The 24501-nt window shown below is 65.3% G+C and carries 23 protein-coding genes; 11 read left to right on the forward strand and 12 right to left on the reverse strand.

Annotated elements, in window-relative coordinates:
- Positions 1-137 precede the first annotated feature (137 nt).
- Entirely contained in the window at positions 138-1799 is a 1662-nt protein-coding gene (locus tag NDO75_RS06940) for a tRNA uridine(34) 5-carboxymethylaminomethyl modification radical SAM/GNAT enzyme Elp3 (protein ID WP_310905426.1), read from the forward strand.
- A 15-nt stretch (positions 1800-1814) separates the two neighbouring features.
- Here NDO75_RS06940 and NDO75_RS06945 read toward each other — a convergent pair whose 3' ends face one another.
- Positions 1815-2354: a hypothetical protein gene (locus tag NDO75_RS06945; protein ID WP_310905427.1), complete on the reverse strand. Its 540-nt coding sequence runs from the start codon at positions 2352-2354 to the stop codon at positions 1815-1817.
- A gap of 158 nt (positions 2355-2512) precedes the next feature.
- Positions 2513-3157 carry a hypothetical protein gene (locus NDO75_RS06950; protein ID WP_310905428.1) on the reverse strand — a complete coding sequence of 215 codons (645 nt, stop codon included), beginning with the start codon at positions 3155-3157 and terminating at the stop codon, positions 2513-2515.
- Positions 3158-3362: 205 nt separating this feature from the next.
- Here NDO75_RS06950 and rqcH point away from each other — a divergent pair, with 205 nt between their 5' ends.
- Together rqcH and NDO75_RS06960 are read left to right on the forward strand one after the other, a co-directional pair.
- Positions 3363-5540 (forward strand): ribosome rescue protein RqcH, encoded by a 2178-nt coding sequence (gene rqcH, locus NDO75_RS06955; protein ID WP_310905429.1) that lies wholly within the window; start codon positions 3363-3365, stop codon positions 5538-5540.
- Positions 5541-5590: 50 nt separating this feature from the next.
- Entirely contained in the window at positions 5591-5884 is a 294-nt protein-coding gene (locus NDO75_RS06960) for a hypothetical protein (protein ID WP_310905430.1), read from the forward strand.
- A 51-nt stretch (positions 5885-5935) separates the two neighbouring features.
- Here NDO75_RS06960 and NDO75_RS06965 read toward each other — a convergent pair whose 3' ends face one another.
- Both NDO75_RS06965 and NDO75_RS06970 read right to left on the reverse strand, forming a co-directional pair.
- On the reverse strand, positions 5936-6478 hold the full coding sequence (locus NDO75_RS06965) for an HTH domain-containing protein (protein ID WP_310905431.1): 543 nt from the start codon (positions 6476-6478) through the stop codon (positions 5936-5938).
- A 182-nt stretch (positions 6479-6660) separates the two neighbouring features.
- Complete coding sequence (locus NDO75_RS06970) at positions 6661-7230, reverse strand: hypothetical protein (protein ID WP_310905432.1); 570 nt, start codon at positions 7228-7230, stop codon at positions 6661-6663.
- Positions 7231-7424: 194 nt separating this feature from the next.
- On the opposite strand from NDO75_RS06970, the gene NDO75_RS06975 reads away from it, so the two are divergent.
- Positions 7425-8492: an mRNA surveillance protein pelota gene (locus NDO75_RS06975; protein ID WP_310905433.1), complete on the forward strand. Its 1068-nt coding sequence runs from the start codon at positions 7425-7427 to the stop codon at positions 8490-8492.
- A gap of 24 nt (positions 8493-8516) precedes the next feature.
- On the opposite strand, the gene NDO75_RS06980 is transcribed toward NDO75_RS06975, so the two are convergent.
- The 3 genes from NDO75_RS06980 to NDO75_RS06990 form a co-directional block, all read right to left on the reverse strand.
- Positions 8517-9269 (reverse strand): helix-turn-helix domain-containing protein, encoded by a 753-nt coding sequence (locus NDO75_RS06980; protein ID WP_310905434.1) that lies wholly within the window; start codon positions 9267-9269, stop codon positions 8517-8519.
- On the reverse strand, positions 9266-12271 hold the full coding sequence (locus NDO75_RS06985) for an MMPL family transporter (protein WP_310905435.1): 3006 nt from the start codon (positions 12269-12271) through the stop codon (positions 9266-9268). Before NDO75_RS06985 ends, NDO75_RS06980 begins: the two co-directional genes overlap by 4 nt.
- A 225-nt stretch (positions 12272-12496) precedes the next feature.
- Positions 12497-13231, reverse strand: a complete 735-nt coding sequence (locus tag NDO75_RS06990; RefSeq protein ID WP_310905436.1) for an MBL fold metallo-hydrolase — start codon at positions 13229-13231, stop codon at positions 12497-12499.
- Positions 13232-13527: 296 nt separating this feature from the next.
- On the opposite strand from NDO75_RS06990, the gene NDO75_RS06995 reads away from it, so the two are divergent.
- On the forward strand, positions 13528-13788 hold the full coding sequence (locus NDO75_RS06995; protein WP_310905437.1) for a hypothetical protein: 261 nt from the start codon (positions 13528-13530) through the stop codon (positions 13786-13788).
- Between the two features lie 18 nt (positions 13789-13806).
- On the opposite strand, the gene NDO75_RS07000 is transcribed toward NDO75_RS06995, so the two are convergent.
- Positions 13807-13974 carry a hypothetical protein gene (locus NDO75_RS07000; protein WP_310905438.1) on the reverse strand — a complete coding sequence of 56 codons (168 nt, stop codon included), beginning with the start codon at positions 13972-13974 and terminating at the stop codon, positions 13807-13809.
- Between the two features lie 191 nt (positions 13975-14165).
- On the opposite strand from NDO75_RS07000, the gene NDO75_RS07005 reads away from it, so the two are divergent.
- Positions 14166-14975 carry a hypothetical protein gene (locus tag NDO75_RS07005; RefSeq protein ID WP_310905439.1) on the forward strand — a complete coding sequence of 270 codons (810 nt, stop codon included), beginning with the start codon at positions 14166-14168 and terminating at the stop codon, positions 14973-14975.
- A 10-nt stretch (positions 14976-14985) separates the two neighbouring features.
- Here NDO75_RS07005 and NDO75_RS07010 read toward each other — a convergent pair whose 3' ends face one another.
- Positions 14986-15333 carry a hypothetical protein gene (locus tag NDO75_RS07010; RefSeq protein WP_310905440.1) on the reverse strand — a complete coding sequence of 116 codons (348 nt, stop codon included), beginning with the start codon at positions 15331-15333 and terminating at the stop codon, positions 14986-14988.
- Between the two features lie 178 nt (positions 15334-15511).
- Between NDO75_RS07010 and NDO75_RS07015 the strand changes: the two genes are divergently transcribed.
- The 3 genes from NDO75_RS07015 (at position 15512) to NDO75_RS07025 (ending at position 18085) form a co-directional block, all read left to right on the forward strand.
- Positions 15512-16405 carry a HAMP domain-containing sensor histidine kinase gene (locus tag NDO75_RS07015; protein WP_310905441.1) on the forward strand — a complete coding sequence of 298 codons (894 nt, stop codon included), beginning with the start codon at positions 15512-15514 and terminating at the stop codon, positions 16403-16405.
- 65 nt (positions 16406-16470) lie between these two features.
- Positions 16471-17013, forward strand: coding sequence for a DapH/DapD/GlmU-related protein (locus NDO75_RS07020; RefSeq protein WP_310905442.1), 543 nt, complete (start codon positions 16471-16473; stop codon positions 17011-17013).
- Between the two features lie 112 nt (positions 17014-17125).
- Positions 17126-18085, forward strand: a complete 960-nt coding sequence (locus NDO75_RS07025) for a DUF4013 domain-containing protein (RefSeq protein ID WP_310905443.1) — start codon at positions 17126-17128, stop codon at positions 18083-18085.
- An 86-nt stretch (positions 18086-18171) separates the two neighbouring features.
- Here the strand turns inward: NDO75_RS07025 and NDO75_RS07030 are convergent, their stop codons facing one another.
- Both NDO75_RS07030 and rocF read right to left on the reverse strand, forming a co-directional pair.
- Positions 18172-19341 carry an NAD(P)/FAD-dependent oxidoreductase gene (locus tag NDO75_RS07030; protein ID WP_310905444.1) on the reverse strand — a complete coding sequence of 390 codons (1170 nt, stop codon included), beginning with the start codon at positions 19339-19341 and terminating at the stop codon, positions 18172-18174.
- A 125-nt stretch (positions 19342-19466) separates the two neighbouring features.
- Positions 19467-20387 (reverse strand): arginase, encoded by a 921-nt coding sequence (rocF, locus tag NDO75_RS07035; protein ID WP_310905445.1) that lies wholly within the window; start codon positions 20385-20387, stop codon positions 19467-19469.
- A 95-nt stretch (positions 20388-20482) separates the two neighbouring features.
- Here rocF and NDO75_RS07040 point away from each other — a divergent pair, with 95 nt between their 5' ends.
- Entirely contained in the window at positions 20483-21163 is a 681-nt protein-coding gene (locus NDO75_RS07040) for a metal-dependent transcriptional regulator (protein WP_310905446.1), read from the forward strand.
- A 175-nt stretch (positions 21164-21338) separates the two neighbouring features.
- Complete coding sequence (locus NDO75_RS07045; RefSeq protein WP_310905447.1) at positions 21339-21872, forward strand: Rrf2 family transcriptional regulator; 534 nt, start codon at positions 21339-21341, stop codon at positions 21870-21872.
- A 100-nt stretch (positions 21873-21972) separates the two neighbouring features.
- On the opposite strand, the gene gyrA is transcribed toward NDO75_RS07045, so the two are convergent.
- Complete coding sequence (gene gyrA / locus NDO75_RS07050) at positions 21973-24459, reverse strand: DNA gyrase subunit A (protein WP_310905448.1); 2487 nt, start codon at positions 24457-24459, stop codon at positions 21973-21975.
- Positions 24460-24501 lie beyond the last annotated feature (42 nt).

Here is a 24501-nt window from a genome sequence, read left to right on the forward strand (position 1 = left end):
AGACCACCCTTAAACGGTTACCTTTCGGCTGGCAGAAAAGTGCGAGACTCGACAGTGATCCGTCGCTCGCACGGCGAACGCGAGAGTCGTTCCCGAGTCCGACACGCTTATTCGCGAACGGCGACGAATCACGGACAGTGAGTACCGAGACGCCCGAACCGACCGAAACCGAAGCGTTCGAGCGAGTCTGTGAGACGCTCGTCGACCGGATCCTCGCCGGCGAAATCGAGCGCGACGAGGTCGAAAAAGCGAAACTCGAGGCCTGTTCGGAACACTCCGCGCCCAAGGTGCCGAAAAACTCCGAGCTGCTCGACTACGCGCCCGAGGAGCACCGGGAGACCCTCGAGACGGTGCTTCGGCGCAAACCGGTTCGGACGGCCTCCGGCGTCTCGCCGGTCGCGATCATGACCTCGCCCGAGCGGTGCCCCCACGGGAAGTGTCTCTACTGTCCCGGCGGCCCCGACTCCGAGTTCTCCTCTTCGCAGAGCTACACGGGCGAAGAACCCGCAGCAGCCCGCGGCGTCCAGAACGACTACGATCCCTACGGACAGGTGACGCTGCGACTCGAGCAACTGCGCCAGATCGGCCACCCCGTCGACAAGGTCGAACTCATCCTGATGGGCGGGACGATGACCGCCCGCAGCCACGACTACCAGGAGTGGTTCGTCAAGCGCGCCCTCGAGGCGATGAACGACTTCGACGTCGACAAGGAGCCCGAACCGGCCGAGGGCGTCAGCTTCGCTCAGGACCCCGAGGAGTACGAGTGGCGGTATCTCGAGGACGTCATCGCGGAAAACGAGACCGCGGACGTCCGTAACATCGGGACGACCTTCGAGACCAAGCCCGACTGGTGCGACCCCGAGCAGATCGACCGAATGCTCGACCTCGGCGGGACGAAAGTCGAGGTCGGCGTCCAGACGACCTACGAGCGGATCAACCGCGAGATGCACCGCGGCCACGGCGTCCAAGAGTCGATCGACGCGAACCAGCGACTGCGGGACTCGGCGTTCAAGGTCGGCTTCCACATGATGCCGGGTCAGCCCGGGATGTCCAAAGAGATGTGTCTCGAGGACTTCCGCCGGCTGTTCGAGGAGGAACAGTGGAAGCCCGACTACCTGAAGATCTACCCGACGCTCGTCGTGCGGGGCACAGCGACCTACGACTGGTGGCACAGAGACGAGTACGAGCCACTGAGCAACGACGAGGCCGCCGACCTGATCGCGGAGATCAAGGATACGATCCCCCGCTACACGCGGCTCCAGCGCGTCCAGCGGGACATCCCGGCGGACTTCATCGACGCCGGCGTCTGGAAGTCGAATCTGCGCCAGCTCGCCCGCCAGCGGATGGACGAGCACGGCTGGACCTGCGACTGCATCCGCTGTCGCGAGGCCGGGATGAACGACGAGGAACCCGAGAACGTCGAACTCGACGTGCTGACCTACGACGCCTGCGGTGGCACGGAACACTTCATCTCGTTCGAGGACTTCGAGAAGGACCTCCTCGTCGGCTTCTGTCGGCTCCGGTTCCCGAACGATCCCGTCCGGCCCGAACTCGAGAACGCGGCGCTGGTTCGCGAACTCCACGTCTACGGCTCCGAGGTCGCGGTTGGGCGCAAAAGTGAGACGGACCAACACCAGCACCAGGGCTACGGTCGCCGCCTGATGGGACGGGCCGAGGAGCTCGCCGCCGACGCCGGCTACGACAAGCTGAGCGTGATCTCGGGGATCGGCGCTCGAGAGTACTACCGGAACAAACTCGGCTACCACCAGGACGGCCCCTACGTCAGCAAACGGCTCTGACCCGCTCCCGGCGAATTAGTTTTCTACCGCGCTCGACTCGAGTGCGGAGAGATAGAGGAAGTACGCCAGCGCCGCGACGATCAGCGACACCGCCAGAACGGTGACCCCGGCGTAGCCGTCGAGTGCCGTACTGGGATTGCGCCAGAGATAGACGCTCCCCTCGATCGCGAACGCGGTCAGCCCGCCATAGAACAGCGCCAGCACGGTCGCCCGAACCACCGCGACCGCCCCGCGCCCGCGACTCCGGAACAATTCGAGGACGAAGAACAGCGCGAACACGAGCAGATAGAACGGGCCGGGGATCGCCCGCCCGAGCGTCTGGGGACCGGTCACCGCGATGTAGCCGTAGTACGCTAGCGCGAGCAACACGCCGCCGATCAGGGTCAGCGAGAGCCCGTAGCCGCTGGCGTCATCGACGGTCGCCGGGACGACGCCGTCGCTCGTGCCCGACCCGTCCGCCCGTGTCGGGGCGGCTTCGCTGGCCGAGGGATCGTCGTCAGCCGAGCCGCCACTCGCGTTCGACGCTGCCGGTGACCCCTCGCGGTCGCTGGCCATATCGATCGTTGTCCGTCTAGAACAAGAAAAGCGAGCATTGCAATGACAGCTAACGGCGTAATTCGTCGGCCGGTCGGGACCCGGTCGAACGAGGCGGGATCCCGACGGTTCGGCGTGTGCTACCGCTGACTGACGGTCGGTCGGATAACGCCGACGGATCAGTCGATCGTGACCTCGAGTTCGAGCAGGCCGAGGTGAGAGGGCGCGCGGCCGCCGTTCGTGCGGAACTCCTGCGGCGTCGAGCCGATGATCTCGTAGAACTCGGCCTGATCGTTCGGCACGAGCACGCTGCCGTCCTCGCGCTTGAGGAACGCGGGCGCGTTCGTGTCCTCGATGAACTCGAGTTGTTCCTCCCACTCCTCGTCGGCGTAGATGAAGGTACCGAAGGAGAACCGTCCCGCGGCGAGCGCGTCGTGCTTTTTGAGGAACGCTCCGGCCTCTTCGGCGTTGAACTCCTCGTCGCTCACCCAGGCGATGGCCGCGATGCCTTCGGCCTGGAGGAGATAGAAGTCCCAGGAGAGCGTCGCGTCGAACACCGCCCAGGTGCTGCGCGGGCCGATGGTGTTGACCTCGGCGCTGAACGTGGGTACGACCCGCGATCCCTCCTGCTCCGGGACGAAGGCCACGTCGTAGCCCGGGACCCGGATCCCTCGGTCGTGGTAGACGACGCCGTCGAGGTCGATATCGGCGTCGATCCGATCGACGATGCTCCGAACGGTCGCGCCGCCCTCGTTTCGGAGGTGCTCGAGGAAGTCCGGGAACTTCGTGACGTCCGTCCACGTCGGTCCGTCGTCGACGCTCATGCGTCTCGACCTCCCCGCGCTCGAACGAGTCCACCGACAGCGTCGTGCATGCGACAGACTGCGTGCCGGCGCGGATTAGGCCTTCCGACCTCGGCCCGCGGAGCGTGGCCGAGGAGTCGACGGTCGTGCTCGTCGCCCACTCGAGTGCGCAGACGCTGTCGCGGCGGAGCGACACGCCTTTTTGACCGGGCCGGGCAGTTCTGGTATGGATCCAAAGCGGGAACTCACCAGCGTCGACCTCGCCGCCCTCGTCGGGGAGTTCGGAGCCTACGAGGGGGCCAAGGTCGACAAGGCCTACCTCTACGGCGACGATCTCGTCCGGCTCAAGATGCGCGACTTCGATCGGGGCCGCATCGAACTGATCATCGAAGTCGGCGAAGTCAAGCGGGCACACACGGTCGCCCCCGAGCGAGTGCCGGACGCACCCGGCCGGCCGCCGCAGTTCGCGATGATGCTCCGCAACCGGCTCTCCGGGGCCGACTTCGCAGGCGTCGAACAGTACGAGTTCGATCGTATCCTCGAGTTCGTCTTCGAGCGAGAGGACGGGACCACCCGGATCATCGTCGAACTGTTCGGTCAGGGCAACGTCGCCGTCACAGACGGCGAGTACGAGGTGATCGACTGCCTCGAGACCGTCCGGCTGAAGTCCAGAACGGTCGTCCCGGGATCGCGCTACGAGTTCCCCGACACCCGGACGAACCCGCTCTCGGTCTCCCGCGAGGCGTTCGACCACGAGATGGACGACTCCGACACCGACGTCGTCCGGACGCTGGCAACCCAGCTCAACTTCGGCGGCCTCTACGCCGAGGAGATCTGCACCCGCGCCGGCGTCGAGAAGGGAATGGACATCGCGGACGCCGACGAAGGCGTCTACGATCGGCTCTACGAGGCGATCGAACGGCTGGCGCTCGATATTCGGAACGGGAATTTCGAACCGCGGCTCTACCTCGAGCGCGCCGATACGGAGAGCGAGGACGGCGGCGCTGACGGCGAGACGGCCGACGAGGGCGGCAGCGACGCCAGCGAGGGTCGCGTCGTCGACGTGACTCCCTTCCCGCTCGAGGAACACGACGACCTCGACGGCGAGCCCTACGACGCCTTCCTGACCGCGCTGGACGACTACTTCTTCCGGCTCGAACTCGAGGACGAGGAAGAGGTCGATCCCACGGAGCAGCGGCCGGACTTCGAGTCGGAGATCGCCAAACACGAGCGTATCATCGAACAACAGCAGGGGGCCATCGAAGGGTTCGAACAGGAGGCCGACTCGTTGCGCGAGCAGGCCGAACTGCTGTACGCCGAGTACGGGCTGGTCGACGAGATCCTCTCGACGGTCCAAGGGGCACGCGAGCAGGACCGCTCGTGGGACGAGATCAGAGAACGCTTCGAGGAAGGTGCCGACCGCGGGATCGAGGCCGCCGAGGCGGTCGTCGACGTCGACGGCAGCGACGGGACGGTCACGGTCGAGCTCGACGGCGAGCGGATCGACCTCCTCGCCCGGCAGGGCGTCGAACAGAACGCCGATCGGCTCTACACCGAGGCCAAGCGCGTCGAGGAGAAAAAAGAGGGGGCGCTGGCGGCCATCGAGGACACCCGCGAGGACTTGGCGGACGCCAAGCGCCGCCGCGACGAGTGGGAAGCCGGCGAGAACGAGGCGGCCGACGACGAGGGCGACGAGGACGAGGAGCAGCGCGACTGGCTCGCCGAGCCGTCGATCCCCATTCGCGAGAACGAGCCCTGGTTCGACCGCTTCCGCTGGTTCCACACGAGCGATGACTACCTCGTCATCGGCGGGCGCAACGCCGACCAGAACGAGGAACTCGTCAAGAAGTATCTCGAGCCGGGGGACAAAGTCCTCCACACGCAGGCCCACGGTGGTCCCGTCACCGTGCTGAAGGCGACCGACCCCAGCGAGGCCTCCTCGAGCGACATCGAACTCCCCGACTCGAGCATCGAAGAGGCCGCCCAGTTCGCCGTCTCCTACTCGTCGGTCTGGAAAGACGGCCGCTATGCGGGCGACGTCTACGCCGTCGACTCGGATCAGGTCACGAAGACACCCGAGAGCGGCGAGTACCTCGAAAAAGGTGGGTTCGCGATCCGCGGCGATCGGACGTACTACCGCGATACGGCGGTCGGCGCCGCCGTCGGCATTCAATGCGAGCCGTACACGCGAGTCATCGGCGGCCCGCCGTCGGCCATCGAGGACCGCGCGGAGACGACGATCGAACTCGAGCCGGGCCGGTACGCCCAGGCCGACGCGGCAAAGCGGCTCTACCGGCGGTTCCGTGAGCGCTTCGAAGACGAGACGTTCGTCCGCAAGATCGCCAGCCCCGACCGGATTCAGCACTTCATGCCGCCGGGCGGGAGCCGGATCGCGGAGGACTGACTGCACCTGCCGGGTCCACGACTACCCGACCGACCGTGGACGCGTCGACCATGGTGGATATCGACACCGACACCGACTCGGAGCCCGAACTCGGCACTGCGACCATCGTCTACGAGACGCCCGGCGAGAACGACGAGCGGGTAACCGTCGACAATGACCGACTCGCGTACTTTCAGGATCACTGGCTGTTCGCCTACGGGACCGACGACGACGGCAACGATGTCGTCCGACGGGTCCCGAAAGAGCGCGTCCACTACGTCGAGCGATCCGTCGAGGAGATCGAGGAGACGTTCGAAACCGGCCTCGAGAAGGCGAAGGACAAACTCGACGAGATCAGGGGTTGATCGCCGACTCGAGCCGCGAGACGGGATTCGGTGGCCGAATCGGCTGGATCGTCACTCCGATTTCTCGGGTGCGGGCTCTCTCGGCCAGTCGCCCGAGCAGTCCTGCAAGTCGTCTCGCTCGGCGAACGGTTCCGTCCGGCCGTCCTCGAGCGCGGAGAGACACTGCTGGACGGTGAACGTTCGGTCGCCGTCGGAACAGGGCGCGACGCACTCGAGATCGCCGTTCTCGTACACGGCGACGCAGACGATCGGAACTCGGATCACCTCTACCGTCTCGTCGCGGCCGTCTCTCGTCGGCGTCTCGTGGCGCTCGAACGCCGGGCGAAGGGAGTACCCCTCGCGGTCGGCCCAGGACTGAAACGCGTCGACCGTGAGTGAGACCGACGGGCCGGAGTCGCTCAGTGCCTCGATCGCCGGACGCACCGACGACGTCCACGTTTTGACGTGAACGTCGATACCGCCGTCTCGATTCTCGAGGCGGCGCGAACGCGCGACGGTCTCGCCGAGGGTGTCGATTACGTCCGGTGACGCGCACTTTCGAAGAAAGACCTCTACCCGGATCGTTTGCGATGAGTCGGTGGCTGTGTCCGTCATTGTGCGTGGTGATTGGATCCGTCTCCTCGCGCACCGTGTTCGTCGCGGCTACGCTCACCGGTATAAAGCTAACACTGTGTAAACGGGATCGACTCTCGGTACGGCTGGACGGTCGTCTCGAACCGAGTGCGGGGAGCACGGACTGCCTGGCTAAATTTACAGTCGGGTTCCGCCCCGCTTTGTTACTCGTCGGCGGGGTTCGTTTCCGCCCCGCTCGGCCGACGACGGGCCGCCCGCGCGTCGGTGTCGCCGTCATCGTATCCCGTTTCGCGGGTAGTGCTCCGCTCGGCGTTGTCGTAAGACGAACCGAGGGCGATCAGGAACCCGACCATCGCGGTCACGAGGGCGACGCTGCCGATCGCGACGCTGCCGATTGCGGCCACCGTTCCCGAGAGGACCTCGCCGGCGGTCAACAGCGACACCGCCGTCACGGCCGCGATCAGCGCGAGCAGCCTCCCCATCCGACCGGTGTCGAATCCGTAGAACGATTTCTCACCGGTGGTGTCCAGCAACACCGGGATGATCCCGTTGTACGAGTCGTCGGTTCGTGCGTTCCCGAGCGAGTGGACCGATTGCGTGATCCACGCACCGGCCGTGAAGTTGAGAAACGCCACGAACGAGATCAGGCCGACCTGCCCGTCGACGAACAGGCCGGTCAGGATCGCCCCCGCGAACGTAACCGCCATGATGGCGTGAGTCACGAGCGAGCGAGCGCCGAAGTCTTCTAAGCGAGCGGTGTAGTTCTGTTCCATACCCCTACTAGGGCGCGAAGCGTTATCACAACCGTCCCTAACTATGACGCACGTGAACAATTATCAGACTTTTCCCGTCCCGCTGACATTCGTCTCGAACGGCGGTGATCGCGGTCCGAGACAGTGGCCGGATCGCCGGACCGCCGCTGCGACCGATCGCAGTCCACTTACCGCCGCCGCGCGAATCGCCGGCCATGCAGATCAAAGACCGGGAGCAGGTCGAGGGCGGCCGCGAACGGGTCACCGTCGTTCCCGAGAGCGTCGACGACCTCTGGCATCTCCAGTACGTCCTCGAGCCCGGCGACCGCGTCGCGGGCGATACGACCCGACGGATCCAGCGCAACGACGACCAGATGCGCGACACCGGCGGCGAGCGCGAACACATGTGGGTCGCCATCGCCGTCGACGACATCGAGTTCCACAAGTTCGCCAACCGGCTGCGGGTCGGCGGCGAGATCGTCGCCTGCTCGCGCGAGGACCAGCTCGGCTTTCACCACACGCTGAACGTCGAGGCCCGGGACGAGCTCTCGATCGAGAAGCGGTTCAAACCCGATCAGGAGGCCCGCCTCGAAGAGGCCGAGGAGGCGACCGAGAACCCGGACGTGGCCATCGCGACCGTCGAGGAAGGGCAGGCCCACGTCCACACGGTCGCCCAGTACGGCACCGAGGAGCGGGCGACGATCACCGGCACGACTGGCAAGGGCGAGTACGCCCGCGGGCGCTCGGAACTCTTTTCGGAACTCGGTGACGTCCTCAAGCGCCTCGAGGTCGACGCGATCATCCTCGCCGGCCCCGGTTTCACGAAACAGGACGCCTACAAACATCTGGAGCAGAACGAGCCCGAGGTCGCCGATCTGATCACGATGGTCGACACGGCGGCCGTCGGCGACCGCGGCGTCCACGAGGTGCTCAAACGTGGGGCAGTCGCAGACGTGCAAGAAGAAACCCGCATCGAGAGCGAGGCCGAGTACATCGACGAACTCACTCGCCGCATCGCCGAGGGCGCGAAGGCGGCCTACGGCCCCGAACAGGTCAAGCAGGCCGCCGAGTTCGGCGCGATCGAGCGGCTGCTCGTCCTCGATGACCGGCTCAGACAGGAACGCGGCCCCGAGGGCGAGTGGGCGATAGACGTCGACGAGATCGTCCGCACGACCGAACAGAAGGGTGGCGAGGTGACGGTCTTCTCGAGCGAGTTCCCGCCAGGCCAGCAACTCGCCAACCTCGGCGGCATCGCGGCCCTGTTGCGTTATCGGCTCGAGTAAGCCGTCGTCGCGGGAGCGGCTCCGTCAGGTCGGCACTTCTTTGCCCGCTTCGACGAGCTGAATCAGCACCGACGCGAACAACGACCCGGAGCTCCAGATCGCCGTTTCCTGCCCGTCGTCGTCGATGACGCTCAACAGGAGGCTGTCTTCGTCGACGACGATGAATCGTCCCGACCGCTGGTCGTCCTCGCGGTAAAACGGCGGCACCTCGGTCGTCACGCCCTCGAGATCGCCGAATCGTGCGCGAACCGCATCGGTTCTACTAACGACCTGTACAGAGACGCCGGCCGCCGCCCGCTCCGCAAGGGTACGTTCGATTTCGTCGGTGACGAGTTCGGGCAAACGGGTGCCGAAGACGATCTTCTCCGTCGCTTCCGAGAGGAGATCGACGGCTCGGTCGTCCACCCGTTCGCTGCCGCGGACCGTCCAGATGTCCTCCTGGCTCTCTTCGCCCGCGGCCTCGTCCCTGACGGCGTCGACGTACTCGAACGCGCGGTCCTGTTCGCGCTCGAACCGGCGTTGGAGGGTGTTTCGCGCCTCCTCGATGTCTACCGGGCGGTACCGGATCGGGTTCGACTGCTGGACTTCGATCAGACCGTGCTCCTCCAAGCTCTCGGCGACGCTGTAGACCTGCGATCGGGGGACGTCGGTGATTTCGGCGACGTCGCGGGCCGTGCCCGCGCCCAGTCGGTGGAGCGCGATGAACACCTTGGCCTCGTAGCTGGTCAGCCCGAGCCCTTCGAAGGCGTCGACGGCCGCGTTCTCGTCGTCGGTCACTTCTCCTCACCACCCGTGGCGTGGTCGTCGTCGGCCGTCGGCGTCCCGCCGTCGCTCGCGGTCGGCGTAGGCTGACTCAGCCCAGACGGATCGAACGAGACGTCCGGTCCGAAGTACCGCGTCCACAGCACCAGCAGCGCCGGCAGAACGACCACGCTCGCGAGGAACGCGTACGTGATCGTCAGCGCGGTGATGATGCCGAACTGCTGGAGCGCCGGCAGGATTGCGAAGGCCAGCGTCCCGAAGCCGCCGATGGTCGTCGCTGCGCTGCCCAGCAGCGCCCCGCCGGTGCCGGTCACCGTGGTTCGCATCGCCGACCAGACGTTGCCCTGTCGCTCTAACTCGAGCGAGTAGCGATCGCTGACGTGGATGCTGTAGGCGACACCGAGCCCGACGGTGAGGCTCGTGATCATCCCCGTGAGCACGTTGAAGGGCATGTCGATGACGTACATCGTCCCCAGGATCCAGCTCACCGAGAACGCGACCGGAAGCAGGGTCACGACGCCCAGCGTCGCGCTGCTTCCCGTCAGCCGGTAGGCGACGGTGAGGAAGAGGAAGACGGCCACGAGCGTGATCAGCAGGCTCTCGATGACCGTATCGAGCAGGTCCTGCTCGACGATGTGGCCGACGATCGGATCGCCGGTGGCGATGGCGCTCCACTGCCCCCCGCTTTCCGCATCGATGGTGCTCGCAATCTCGCGCATCTCGCTGGTCGTCTCGCTGCTCGCAACGTCGCCTTTCACGGCGACGACCAGTCGGACGGACTCGTAGGAGCCGTCCTCGGTCTGATGGACGACCTGATTAGCGGCCTCACTGTTGACGTCGAACAGTTGATCGTACAGCGCCGAGACGTTCTGATCCGGAATCCCGTCGTCGTCGGTGTCGGCCGCAGTGAACGACTCGTTGAAAGATTCGTTCTGTTCAGCGACCGTCCGCATCGTCGAGAGCGGGTCCTGCACGTCGGCTTCGCCGGTCGCGAGCGTGTAGGCGACGCTGCTGTTAGTCGCCTCGGCCTGGGCAGTATCCATCCGCTCGAGCACGTCGGGGTTCGTCACGTTCCCCTCGACGAGGATCTGCGCCTGCCTGTCCTCGCGCTGGAAATTCTCGTTGACGAACTCGAGGTTTTGCTTCATCGTGTACTCGCCGGGCTGGAAGGCCTCCGGGAGACTCTGAGTCCACTCGGGTGGGCTGTCGGCGATGAAGTCCTCCTGCTGGAAGCTGGTGTCGACCTGCGTCGCGCCGTAGGCACCGCCCGCCGAGAGGAGCAGCGCGCCGACGAGGACGACGATCGGGGCCTTCCGGGCGGCGACCGAGCCGACCGCGAGCACGTCGCTGAAGCGCCCGTCGCCGGTCCCGAACGCGCGTTTGCGGCGGTCGAAGCCGTGGGACTCGAGGAACTCGTCGACCTCGATCTTCGCGGCCGGGATCAGCGCGCCGAAGACGATCAGCGCGGCGACGATCCCGACGGAGCTAACGATCCCGAACTGTCGGATGGGAGCGATCGGACTGACGAGGTTCGAGAGGAAGCCAATGACGGTCGTGGCCGTCACCCAGACGAGGGCGACGCCGACGCCGGCGAGCGCGATCGTCATCGAACCGCGAACGGTGCCGGTCGTGCCGTCTTCCTCGCGCTGTTCGCGGTGGCGCATGAAGACGTGGATCGCGTAGTCGATCGAGAGCCCGATCAGCAAGACCGGGACCGCCACGAACATCTGGTTGAACGCGATCCCCGCCCAGCCCATGAAGCCGAACGTCCAGACGAGGACGGCGACGATGCCGGCGACGCCGAGGACGATGTCGAGCAGGTCGCGGTAGGCGACGATCAGCGCGACGACGACGAACAGCAGCGCGAGCGGGCCGACGATGGCGAGACTGTCACCCATCGACCGCTGGATCTCGTCGGTGATGACGCCACCGCCGAAGATCATGTAGTCCTGATCCTGGGCGTTCGCCAGATCGCGGATCGTGAGCTGGCTCTCGACGATCTCGTCACCGACGGCGCCTTCCATTCCGCTCGAACTGCCCGATGCGGCCGACTGCGTGATCGACGTCATCCGCGACTCGGCCGTCGTGCTGCCGGGCTCGTACGAGGTCGGCATCAACGCGATCGCGAAGTTATCGTCGCCCTCTCCGGACAGCGTCTGCGTGAGCGTCCGCTCGTACTCCGTCGCGCTCAGGTTCTCGAGGGTCGCGATCTGTTCGTCGAGCGGCGGCTGTTCGGAGCTCTGCAGCGCCGCGTACTCTTCCTCGAGGACGCCGTAGGTTCCGGCCTGATAGACGCCCTCGAGCTGCTGGGAGAGTTCCTGATACTCGGGATTCGAACGCGGATTCTCCGACTGCGAGCGGATCTCGTACCGCTGCGATTCGATCGTTCGTGCCTGCTGGACGGCCGACTGATACCTGGCCGTCTGGTTGTCGGTCAGCCCCGCCGTCGCGTTCTCGACGACCGAGTCGAACCGACCCTCGAGCGCGGCCGCGCGCTGCTGGTATTCTGACTCGCCCACCGAGCCGTTCTCGTAGGACTCGTTCAGCTGCTCGTACTGGCGCTGGAGCCCGACAGTTCGGTTGAGGCCGTCGCTGAGTCCCGATCGGGTTTCGTTCAGCTCGGCCGCCTGCTCGCTTCTGATCGCCGAAATCGCGACGATGTTCTCGACGCCGGTGATCGACTGATTCTCGACCAGCGTCGCGTTGACCGTCTCGTTCGCTCGTATCTCCTGTTGGAACTCGAGCGAGGAAATCAGCGACTCCTTCGTGAGCACGTTGTCGCCGCGCGTGATCACTTGGACGCTGGTCGTGTTCTCTCGTTGCTCGCTCGTGAAGTTGCCGTTGATTCGCTCTAGGGCCTTTGCTTCGGCGGATTCGCTCTCGAACTGCGAGAGCGACGAGTCGTCGTCGACGCGGGGCATCCCGGCCCCGATGAGCACCGTCGAGAGCACGAGGACGACGAGAACGATTCGCGTATGGGTCGTAATCCCGCCGGCAAGCCGATCGGGGAGACTCATCCGTCCACCTCTGGGATATCGGGCGGAAGTTCGCTTGGGACCATTCTGTTGTTATGATCCTACAAACTCGACCGTATAAACGTGTTCGGAATCCCCCGCACATTGCGTTATCCCCGATGAAGAACACAGAGCGGGCTTGATTCGTCTATTCTATAGGTGTACAGTGGCAGAAAGCGGCACTCGACTCCGCTGCCGGGAGGCGTCACAGGGGTCGCAGCAGCTGCGCTACTCGATCGAAACTGTCTGGAGGTCTTCGGCGAACCGCACGTCGCCGTCGTAGTGGCTGGCGATCGACTCGAGCATCTCGTCGTGACGGCCGTCGGTATGGGGATAGAGGTGCGTGAGGTAGACGCGACCGATCTCTCGGTCGGCGAGTTCCCGGCCGAGCGCATCGGGCGTCGGGTGATTGGAGACGTCGACGTCGTCGGGGAACGAACAGTCGTGGGCGAGGATCGCCGACCCCTCGGCGAAGTTCGCCAGCCCCGCGAAGGCCTCACTGTCGCCGCTGAAGGTGAAGAGATCGCCGAAGCGGTACGCGAGACACGGCACCGAGTGGCGAGTCTCGTAGGCCGAGACGTCGAACCCCGCGACGGAGAAGTCGCCGGGGACGACCTCTCGGACCTGTAACTCGAGTTTCCCCTGGAGGTACTCGTAGACGTCGAGCAGGTCGTCGACCAGCGCTTTGGTCCCTTGCGGCCCGACGATCTCGAGGTACTCCTCACCGGCGAGCCACCGGGCCTTCATTAGCGGGAGTAGATCGGCGACGTGGTCGAGGTGGTGGTGAGTCAAGAGGACCGTCGAGACGTTCTCGTAGCCGACGCCGGACTGCTGGAGTCGCTGGAGGACGCCGGCACCGCAGTCGACCAGCAGCGTCCGTCCGTCCTCCTGGACGAGGATCCCCGCCTGAAACCGTTCGCCGGTGGGCATCGCGCTGCCCGTGCCGAGAAAGGTAACTCGCATACGCGGACGTGGAACGCCCGCCCCGATAAGGATACCTCTCGCGTCCCCCGGACGGAGTCGGAGGGCTCAGGACCGTCGCAGGATCCGTTGCCGTTCGACCAGCGCCGCGTCGAAACGCAGTTCACCGCGCGCTATAGCCCGGCAGAAACCTTCAAGCGGCTGCACTCTCCATCGTGGAGTACCGTTTCGATGGCATCGCACACGACCGATTCCGCGGGAGTTCGGTACCGGTACGGCGAGGTCGACCCCGCCGTGACTCCAGGGGCGCTCCGTCCCCCTACCCGGCCGGTGACCGAATGATCGGACGACTCGACGACTCGCTTCCACCGGCCGTCACGAAGACGACGCTGTATCGCGTCGCCGGCTGGCTGCTACGGGCCTACGTCGCGAGCCTGGTGATACTGGGCGTCTACAGCCTCCTGTGGGTGCTCGAGATCGCCGGCGTGCTCCCCGGCCGCTGGCTATCGACGGCCTGGATCGGAATCGCCGCGATGGGGGCGATCTTCCTCGTTCTGCTGATCCCGCTGTACTACGCCGCTCGATCGAACGAGCGGTGACGGTCGTCGGCCGGTCGGTCAGGGATCAGTGTACTCGTCGCCCAGAACCTGATACGTCTCGTTTCCACAGTCACACGATCCATCGACGCCGATCGGCTGTACCGTCTCGTCGCGCAGAATCCGGGCTGCGATCACGCTGTCACACTGCGTACAGATCGCGGCCGTTCGCCGTGGCTCGGTAGGCATTGACACAGATACCGCGGCATCCTATTTGAGGCTAACTCAGGGACGGTGACCGATCCGTTCGTTGACCGTCTACGCCGATTCGGAAACCGGTAGCTACGACGATCCGGACCCGGGTACTCAGTCGAACGACCGTCGCGGGATCGGCGGTTTTATCGCTGCGCCGACCCGAGCGGCGGACACGGATCGAACACATGACGGTCGTTCTCGCCGGTATCGGCGCTGACAGCACCAACCTCGGCGCACTGGCGCCACTCTACGACGACGGGCGCTTCGAGTACGTGCCGATCCCGGAGAAGACTCGAGAGACGACCGAGTCCGAAACGCTCGGCTCGTGGCAACTTCGAGCCGGCGACGGCGTCGCCGCGGATCTGACGACGCGCATCACTCCTCAACCCGTTCGCGGCGGGACGGAGACTGTCACCGGTGACGCCCTCGCGTCCTGGCCGCTCCACCACGACCCGAATTTCGACGCGCTAACCTACGGCGAACACCGGACCAGCGGCTACGTCTCGAGGCTGCGCGCGCTCGAGTCGGGCGACGTCGTCGGCTTCTACGCCGGCCTGCGCCGGCCCGACGGGGATCGCGCCCACCGGTATCTGATCGGTTACTTCACCGTCGACGACGTGGTCGTCGTCGGCCCCGAGACGTCCGCCGACGAACGGGAGGCGATCCTCCGAGCAAACCCGAACAACGCCCACGCGAAACGCGCCAGAGAGGGCGATCTCTACCTCGAGAAACCGGTAGTGATCGTCGGCGGCCGCGAGCCGGGCGGCCTCTTCGAGCGGGATCCGATTCGGATCAGCGACTACTACGTCAAAGACGGCAACGAGCGACCACAGTACTACCTGCGCGAGGAGATCGAATCGGCGTGGAACGTCCGGGCCGGCGGAGCGAACATGATGTTCAAGCCGGCGTATCGCTGTGCCCTCTCGGGCGCCGAGTTCAGGGAGTTGGTCGGCATCCCGGGTGAACGGCCGGTTGACGGCGCGAACGTCGTGTAGCGGCGGGGGTCTACTGGGAATCAGCCCGCTCGAGGCGACCGACGATCGACGTGACGTCGTCGAAGTTCGGGCCGATCTCGACTTCGTGTTCGGAACTGTCGTACTCGATGATGTCGTGCTCGTCGAGTCGGGGAAGGTGATGGTGGTGCAGCGCGACCGTCGTCGGTCGCGGTCCGTCGACGTCGCCGAGATCGTTGCGATCGACCTCGCGCTCGACCGCCATGAGATGCTGACCCAGGTCGTGAGTGGTCGTTCTCTCGACCGTCTCGAGACGGTCGAGCACTATTTGCCGCGTTTCGCTTGCGACGAGGGATGCAGTTGCGCCGAGTCCGAATGTCTCCGACCGGGGTCGTGACATACTCGTCCGTCAACCGCCGACCGATACGGGAATGATGCCTAACTAGTTGGGGAGTGGCAACCCACACGTTCGCGGTCGACGGCTCTCTCGCGGAAACCACCTTCCCGACGATCCGCCCTCACGCTGCGGCCCGAAGCTTGATGTGTCCCGAATTCCGCCCTCTATCAGGTGACTCGGGGTGATCGACAGATCCGTACTCCGGCGATCACCGGCCGCGATCGCCGTCGGGTACGCAGCGGTCGGGTCGCTCTGGATCCTCGGGTCGGACGTGCTTGTGTACGCCGTCGTCGAAAACCTGGGGCTGGCCGTCTCCGTCGAGATGATCAAGGGCTGGTTGTTCGTCGCCGGCTCGTTGGTCGTCCTCTACGGACTGGTGTCGTACAGTCAACGGGATCTAGAGCGGACGAACGAGCGACTCGACCGGGCGCTCCAGCAGACGAGCATCCTGCAACGGATCATCTGGCACAACCTCCGGAACACCTGTAACATCATCCGTGGCAACGCCGAACTGCTCGCGGACGACGAGGCTACCGGCGATCAGACCGATCGCGTCGAAACGATTACCGATCAGACGGAACGGCTCGTCGAACTGAGCGAAAAGACCCATCTGCTTCGGGACGTCGTCCTCGATGACTCGCACGTTTCACAGCAGCTCGATCTCTCCAAACTCCTCGAGCTACGCGTCGAAGCGGTTCGACGCCGGTATCCATCTGCGACGGGCCGAACCGATTCCCCCGACGGCATCGTCCACGAGACCGATCCGCGCCTCGAGACAGCCATCGACGAACTACTCGAGAACGCGATCGAACACGACGACACGGCGGCGCCGGTCGTCGAGGTGGCGATAGAGACGGACCCGGACGGACCGGTCGTGATCGAGCTCAGTGATACGGGGCCGGGACTGCCAGACATCGAGCGGACCGTCTTCGAGGAGGGAATCGAGACACCGCTGTCCCACTCGGAGGGCGTCGGCCTCTGGATCGCACAGATGATCGTCACGCAACTCGAGGGGTCGATCACGATCGAGGACAACGAGCCACGAGGGACGACGGTTCGGATGAGTATCCCGTAGTCGAAAGCGATCCAGCGGTTCCGTTTCGGGCGGTTTCATGTACCGATACGTCAAAGGAGATGGCAGTGACGGCTTCCGACGATCCGACACGGCGCCACGACCGCGTCAAACGCCACGCGACGCCCGGGCCGCGCAACTCGCTGGCCCACTGGACGACCGCCCGCCACCCCCTTCGGGTCGCGATCACCTACGTCGTCGTCTGGCTCGTCCGAATCTCGCCCAGCCTTCGGCTCAAGCGCTGGCTGTTGCGCCGCATCGGCGTGACGGTCGGCGAGGGTGTCTCTTGGGGACTCGAGGCGACGCCGGACGTCTTCTGGCCGGACCTGATCACCGTTCGGGCGGACGCGATCGTCGGCTACGACGCGACGATCCTCTGTCACGAGTTCCTGCAAGACGAGTACCGGACCGGCGAGGTCGTCGTCGGCGAGCGGGCGATGATCGGCGCGGGCGCGATTATCTTACCGGGCGTCGAGATCGGTGCCGAGGCCAGCATCGCGGCGAACTCGCTCGTGACGCGCGACGTGGCGCCGGGGGCGACGGTCGCGGGCGTTCCCGCACGGCCGATGGCCGACGACGACGACGCCGATGATCTCGGAACAGTCGACTAACCGTCGCCGTCCGCTGTCCCGCCTGCGTCCCGAGAGCGGCGCTCGCGGATTCATACGATGCGTTCGTTCACGGTAACATAACATATATGAATCAGTGACCGAATCCTCGGTTATGTCGTACTGTCACGACTGTGACGAGCCGTTCGAACAGGGGACGATCCTCTGTCCGGAGTGCGGATCGAAACTGGCGGAGGAAGGGGGTGGGGTGGAGATGTCGTCCGGTTGGTCGAGTGAGGAGTCGACAGCCGATGGCCAGACAGAGAAATGGTCGATCGACGAGTCGACGGACGAGACGGCGGCGCCCGACAGCGGATGGGGCTCGGCGTCACGGGCAGCGGATTCGACCGCGAACGACGCGTCGGAGCCGACCTACCACGACTCGAGCCTGCTCGAGTTCGTCCTCGAGTACCCGTTCGGTCGAGGGGGCAAACCGATGGCGATCAGTTCGCTGCTCTGGCTCTGTTCGTTTCTCGTCGTCCCGGCGATTTTCGCGTTCGGCTACGCCTATCGCGCCGGTCGTGCTGCGGCCCGCGGTGACGCCGAACTGCCGTCGATCGACGACTGGGGAGAGATGGGCAAGGACGGACTGATTCTCTTCGGCCTCTATCTCCTCCTCTCGGTCGTGCTCACCGCGGTGTTGGTCGGATTCGTTTTGGTGTCTGCCGCCGTAGAGGATCCGCTCCTCGTGGTTTCGATCGGCGGTGTCGGACTCCTTCTCGTGCTAGTAGTCAGTTACGTTTCGGGTGCGATCGTCCCGGTGCTGATCGGAACGGGAAGCCTCAGCAAAACGTTCTCGGACGGCCTCGTACTGGAGTTCGCCCTCTCAGTGCACTATCTCAAGGGCATGCTGTTTTTGCTTCTCTTCTGGATCGGCATGTCGATCGTCGCCAACGTCGTCGCGACCGTCCTCGTGTTGACGCTCGTCGGTATCGTTCTCCTCCTCCCGCTGGCGATCGTTCAGGCTGCGTACACCACTCTCTTTACCTTCGCCCTGTGGGGCTACATCTACAACGAGGCGGCCGAAGCAGGCGACGTACCGCCTGTCGAGCCCGACGCATCGCTCTCGATGTAGTCGGAACACCCCTCTCGTAGACGCTCGGCGACGTTCTCGCAACCTGGCTCGAGAAACCGCCGAAAACAGCGCCGAACGAGCAGAACCTACAGCGACGGCCAGGACTTGCGCGCCTCGTTCCACGAGGTGACGTCGGCGATCCAGCGGGCGGCGATCATCTTCTTCAGATTCTGAGCCGGGAAGCCGCCGAAGGTGTCGACAGGCAGGGAGATGCCGAAGGCGGGCTTGACGTCGTGGGCGACGGCCTTCTCGCCGACGGAGACCACGGTCCCCTTGTCCTCGTGCTCCCAGGTCTTCAGCGGCCGGTTCTCGATGGCGCGGGCGATGTTCTCGCCGGCCACTTCCGCCGCCTGCCAGGCGGCCTGGGCGGTCGGCGGCGCGGGCTGGTCGCCCTGGTCGATGATCGCGGAGTCACCGATCGCGAACACGCGCTCGTCGGAGGTTTGGAAATTCGCCTCGGCGACGAGTCGGTTGTGCTCGTTCTCGAGTTCGGTGCCGTCGAACGCATCACGACCCGTGATGCCGCCGGTCCAGACGAGCACGTCGTACTCGAGGGGCTCACCCTCGTCGAACTCGATGGCCTCGTCCGTGGCTTCGGTGATCGGGTCGTCCGTGTGAATGCGGACACCGGCGTCCTCGAGCAGGTCACGCAGCGCCTGCTGGATTTCGGGGTCGTTGCCGGGGAAGATCTCCTCGAGCGCTTCGACGAGGTGGATCTCGATTGGCGCGCGGTGGTTGTCGCGGAACTCGGCGATCTCGCCGGCGGTCTGGATGCCCGAGAGGCCGGCACCGCCGATGACGACCTGCGCGGGATCGCCGCGGGTCGCCTCCTGGCTGGCCTCGGTGACGGCCTCGTGGATCTCGAGGGCGTCGTCGAGACTCTTGAGCGTCAGCGAGTGCTCCTCGAGGCCGGGGATGCCGTAGTAGGCGGTCTGGCTGCCCAGCCCGACGAGGACGTAGTCGTACTCCACGTCGTCGCCGTCGGCGAGTTCGACGACCTGCTCGTCGGTGTCGAGGCCGGTGACCTCGTCCTTGACGAACCGGGTCGACGGATCCGCGATCTGATCGACCGGGAACGTGATGTCCGAGCGAACGTCCGGGTCGCGGATGACGCGGTGGGACTCGTGAAGAACGAGATGGTAGTCGACGTCAGCGATCCAGGTCAGCCGGGCGTTGCCGTCGAGTTCCGACTGGAGTTTGTTGATCGCACCGGTACCGGCGTATCCGGCACCGAGCACGACGACGTTCTCAGTCATACGTCACACTGGGAAACACTATGATACAAAGGTGTTGAAACGGGAATCGGCGTGTTCGGTGTTCCCATACCCCTAATTACACTGCGTTCACACCTCTCGAGGCGCCGACTCGTTCGCCCGACCGCTCAGAGGATGCGCTCGCCGAACGCGCTCGCGGTCAGTTCGGCCGCTAGCGTCGCGGTTTCGTTGGCCTCGTCCAGAATCGGGTTCACCTCGACCACGTCCATCGACCGGAGGAACGCCTCGCGCTCGTTGCGTCGGGAGAGCGACTCGAGTGCGGCGTGGGCCTCCCGATAGGTAACGCCACCGCGAACGGGGGTGCCGACGCCGGGCGCCGTCTTGGGATCGAGCCAGTCCAGATCGAGGCTGACGTGAACGCCGTCGGTGCCGTCGGTCGCGACCGCGAGGGCGTCCTCGACGACTGCGGAGATCCCCCGCTGGTCGATGTCGGACATCGTGAAGGCGGTTAGCTCGCTGTCGCGAATCAGTGCGCGCTCGTGTTTATCGATGCTCCGGAGGCCGACGTAGGCGATCGACGATTCCCGAAGGCGGGACGCGTTCGCCCAGTCGAACTCGCTGAACGCACCGCGCCCGAGGGCCGCGGCCAGGGGCATTCCGTGGACGTTGCCGCTGGGCGAGGTCGCCGGCGTGTTGCAGTCGGCGTGGGCGTCGAACCAGATCGCACCGAGATCCGCCTCGCGCGCCGAGCCATTGAGCGAGCCGATCGCGACCGAGTGGTCGCCGCCCAGCACGAGCGGGAACTCGCCGTCGGCGAGCGTCGCCGCAACCCGATCGCTCACCCGCATACAGACGCCCTCGATCTCCCGGAGAAACTTCGCGCTCCCGCCGATCGGCTGATCCGCGTCGGGGTCGCGTTCTTCCGCTCGCGGCATCGAGATGTCGCCGTCGTCGACCGGATCGACGCCCGCTCGCTCGAGGCCGTCGGCCAGGCCGGCGTACCGGATCGCCGAGGGACCCATGTCGACGCCACGACGGTTCGCCCCGTAGTCCATCGGGGCACCGATTATCCTGACGGTCCGTCCCATACGCCAGATACGCCGTCACCCCGTTTGGTAGTGGCGGTCGGCCGGATTGGCGCAGCGATAGCTTTAGGGGTAGACGACTCCAAATTCGCTACAGAATGATGCTGAGCGACGTGATGGAGGACTACCTCAAAGCCATCTATCAGCTCCAGCGCGAAACCGACGATCGGATCAAGACCTCCGAGATCGCCGAGGAGTTGGACGTCACGTCGCCGACGGTCACGAGCATGCTCGACAAACTCGAGGAGCGAGAACTCGTCGACCGCGAGAAGTACCGCGGGGTGACCCTGACCGACGAAGGCGAGACCGTCGCCCTCGAGATCGTCCGCCACCACCGGCTGCTCGAGGCCTATCTCACCGAACACCTCGACTACGACTGGTCGGAAGTCCACGCCGAGGCCGACCGGCTCGAACACCACATCAGCGAGAACTTCGAAGCCCGCGTCGCCGACGCCCTCGGTGAGCCGACGGTCGATCCCCACGGCTCGCCCATCCCCAGCGCCGACCTCGAGCCACCGGACCGACCCGAGGGCGAGGCCCTGTCCGAGTTCGAAGCAGGCACCGTCGTCACCGTCGCCGAAGTCGCCGACCACGATCCGGACGTACTATCGTATTTGGCAGCACACGGCGTCGAACCCGGCGTCGAACTCGAAATCCTCGAGATCGCGCCGTTCGGCATGGTGACGGCGCGCTCGAGCGAGGCCGACGAACCGGTGTCGCTGCCCGAGTCCGTCGCCCACCACGTTCGGGTCGCACCGCCGACGGAAGCGAAGCCGTAGGGCCTGCCGCCTCGCGGACACCCCTTCCCCCCAACCGCCGGCGCAGCAGCCCGAATAGACGAACGCGAAACTCTCCGCGGAGAACCACGCAGACCGCCGTCTCGTGCGACACATTCCCGGCGAAAGACGGGGCTCACCCGCCGGGTTTAAGGAATACAACTACGAATATATCACTATGTCATCCATCGAACTCACCCCCAGCCAGAAGAAGATACTCCGCGCACTGACGAACCTCCACAAGGAGTCCGAAGACGCGATCAAAGGAGAAGACATCGCCGAACAGGTCGACCGCAATCCGGGGACGATCCGCAACCAGATGCAGAGTCTCAAAGCCCTCCAGCTAGTAGAGGGGGTACCCGGTCCGAAAGGCGGATACAAACCCACGGCCGCCGCCTACGAGGCCCTCGAGATCCAGCAGATGGACGAGCCCGCGGCCGTCCCCATGCAACACGAGGGCGAACCCGTCGACGACACCATCATCGAGGAGATCGACCTCTCGAGTGTCCACCACCCCGAACTCTGTCGTGCGGAGATCCACATTCAGGGCACCCTCGGCGATATCCACGAGAACGATTCCGTCACCGTCGGCCCCACGCCGCTCTCGAAACTCGTCATCGAAGGGACCGTCGACGGCAAAGACGACACGAACAACATCCTCATCCTGCGGATCGACGACATGATCGCGCCGGCGGAAGAGCCGGCACACTGACCGCGTCGCTCGCTCGTCTCTCGACTCTCTCCGTTCTCGCTCTCGACCGCGAAAATCCGCTCGGTAGTGACGACGTCGCTCGGACGTCGAACGGTCGCGGCTACTCGGCCGCGTCGTCGCTCTCGGCCGCGTCGGCCGCCGCCGCCGGAATCACGTCGACGCTCGCGACCGCGTCCTCTCCCTCGACTTCCATCACGATGACGCCCATCGTGTTCCGGCCGACGGTCGAGATCTCGTCGACCCGGGTACGGACGATCTGCCCGCGCTCGCTCATCAACACGAGCTGGTCGTCCGCGGCGACCGCCTTGACGGCCGTCACCGGGCCGTTTCGCTCGCCCGTCTTGATGTCGATCAGCCCCTTGCCGTACCGGGACTGCGTGCGGTACTCGGAGAGGAGCGTCCGCTTGCCGTAGCCGTTTTCGGTGACCGTCAGGAGCGCGCGGTCGTCGGCCTCGTCGGTCGCGACCAGTCCGGCTACCGCGTCGCCGTCCTGAAGCTTGATGCCGTTGACGCCGCGGGCGTTCCGACCCATCGCGCGGACCTCGTCCTCGTCGAAGCGGATCGTCATGCCGCCCTCGGTCGCGACGACGAGGTCCTGCGAACCGTCCGTAACTTCCACGTCGACCAGTTCGTCACCCTCCTCGAGATCGGCGGCGATGATCCCCGTCGAGAGGATGTTGTCGAACTCCTCGCCGGCGGTGCGTTTGACGTAGCCGTGGCGAGTCGCCATCGTGACGAACTCGTCGTCGCCGAAGGCGTCGGTGTCGACGATCGCGGTGATGTCCTCACCGGGATCGAGATCGAGGATGTTGACCGCCGATTTGCCGCGGGCGGTTCGGCCCATCTCGGGTATCTCGTAGGTCTTGAGCCGGTAGACTTCGCCCTGATTGGTAAAGCAGAGCAGATAGTCGTGGGTGTTGGCCCGGAACACCGTCGCGACGCGGTCGTCCTCCTTGACGTCCGCGCCGATGATGCCCTTGCCGCCCCGACCCTGGGGGTCGAAGGCGTCGATCGGCATCCGCTTGACGTAGTCGTCCTCGGTCATGACTACGAACACCTCCTCCTCGGGGATGAGGTCCTCGTGGGTGACAGTCCCCTGATCCTCGATGATCGAGGTCCGGCGCTCGTCGTCGTACTCGTCTTTGATCTCGCGGAGTTCCTCCTTGATGACCGCGAGCAGTTCCGACTCGCTCTCCAAGATTTCGGTGAGCCGTTCGATCTCGGCCTGGACCTCCTCGTACTCGTCTTCGATCTCGGCTGCCTCCATCGAGGTGAGGCTCCCGAGTTGCATCCGGACGATGTGGGTGGCCTGATCCTCCGAGAAGTCGTAGGCCTCCTGCAGCGCCGCTTTCGCGGCCGATCGGTCCTCGCTGTTGCGGATCAGTTCGACGACGTCTTCAGCGTTCTCGACGGCCGTCAGCCGTCCCTCGAGAATGTGCGCTCGATCCTCGGCCTCGGCGAGGTCGTACTCGCTGCGCCGGCGGACGACTTCGCGGCGATGTGCCACGTACTCCTCGAGCGTTTCCTTGAGCGAGAGTACCTGCGGCTGGCCGTCGACCAGCGCGAGGTTGATGACGCCGAACGTCCGTTCGAGGTGATTCTCGAGCAGTTTGTTCTTGACGACCTCGGCGTTCGCGCCGCGCTTGAGTTCGATGACGATGCGGACGCCCTCGCGGTCGGACTCGTCGCGCAGGTCGGAAATCCCCTCGATCTCGCCCTCGTTGACGTCGTCGGCGATGCGCTCGACGAGGCGGGCCTTGTTGGCCTGGAAGGGGAGTTCGGTGACGACGATCCGCTCGCGGTTGTTCTTCCACTCCTCAACCTCGAACTCGGCTCGGACCCGAATCCGGCCGCGGCCGGTCTTGTACGCCGAGTAGATGGCGTCCCGGCCGACGATGTTCGCGCCCGTCGGGAAATCCGGCCCCTTGACGTGGTTCATCAGGTCGTCGACGGTCGCGTCGGGGTCGTCGATCAGTTCGATCGTCGCGTCGATCACCTCACCCAGGTTGTGCGGCGGAATGTTCGTCGACATCCCGACCGCGATCCCCGAGGAGCCGTTCACGAGCAGGTTCGGGAACGCGGCCGGCAACACGTCGGGTTCCTGCAGGCGGTCGTCGTAGTTCGAGGAGAAGTCGACCGTGTCCTTCTCGATGTCCTCGAGCAACTCTTCGGAAACGGGAGCCATCCGCGCCTCGGTATAGCGGGGCGCGGCGGCCGGGTCACCGTCCATCGAACCGAAGTTCCCCTGGCCGTCGACCAGCGGGTAGCGCATCGAGAAGTCCTGTGCCATCCGGACCAGGGTGTCGTAGATCGCGCTATCGCCGTGGGGGTGGTAGTCACCCATCGTTTCCCCGACGATCGAGGAGGACTTGCGGTGGCTCGAGCCGCTCGAGACGCCCATTTCGTGCATCGCATAGAGGATGCGCCGGTGGACGGGTTTGAGACCGTCCCGGACGTCCGGTAGTGCACGACCGGCGATGACGCTCATCGCGTAGTCGATGTAGCTCTGCTCCATCTCGTCTTCGATACGGACGTTTTCGACCGCTCTGGCCTCTACGTCCGTCGGATCTGGTACGTCTGAACTCATGTCTTCATTTCAGCTGGTTCCGTGAACTCTGTGACAAGCACT

The organism is Natrinema sp. 1APR25-10V2 (assembly GCF_031626495.1).
Classification (GTDB): Archaea; Halobacteriota; Halobacteria; order Halobacteriales; family Natrialbaceae; genus Natrinema.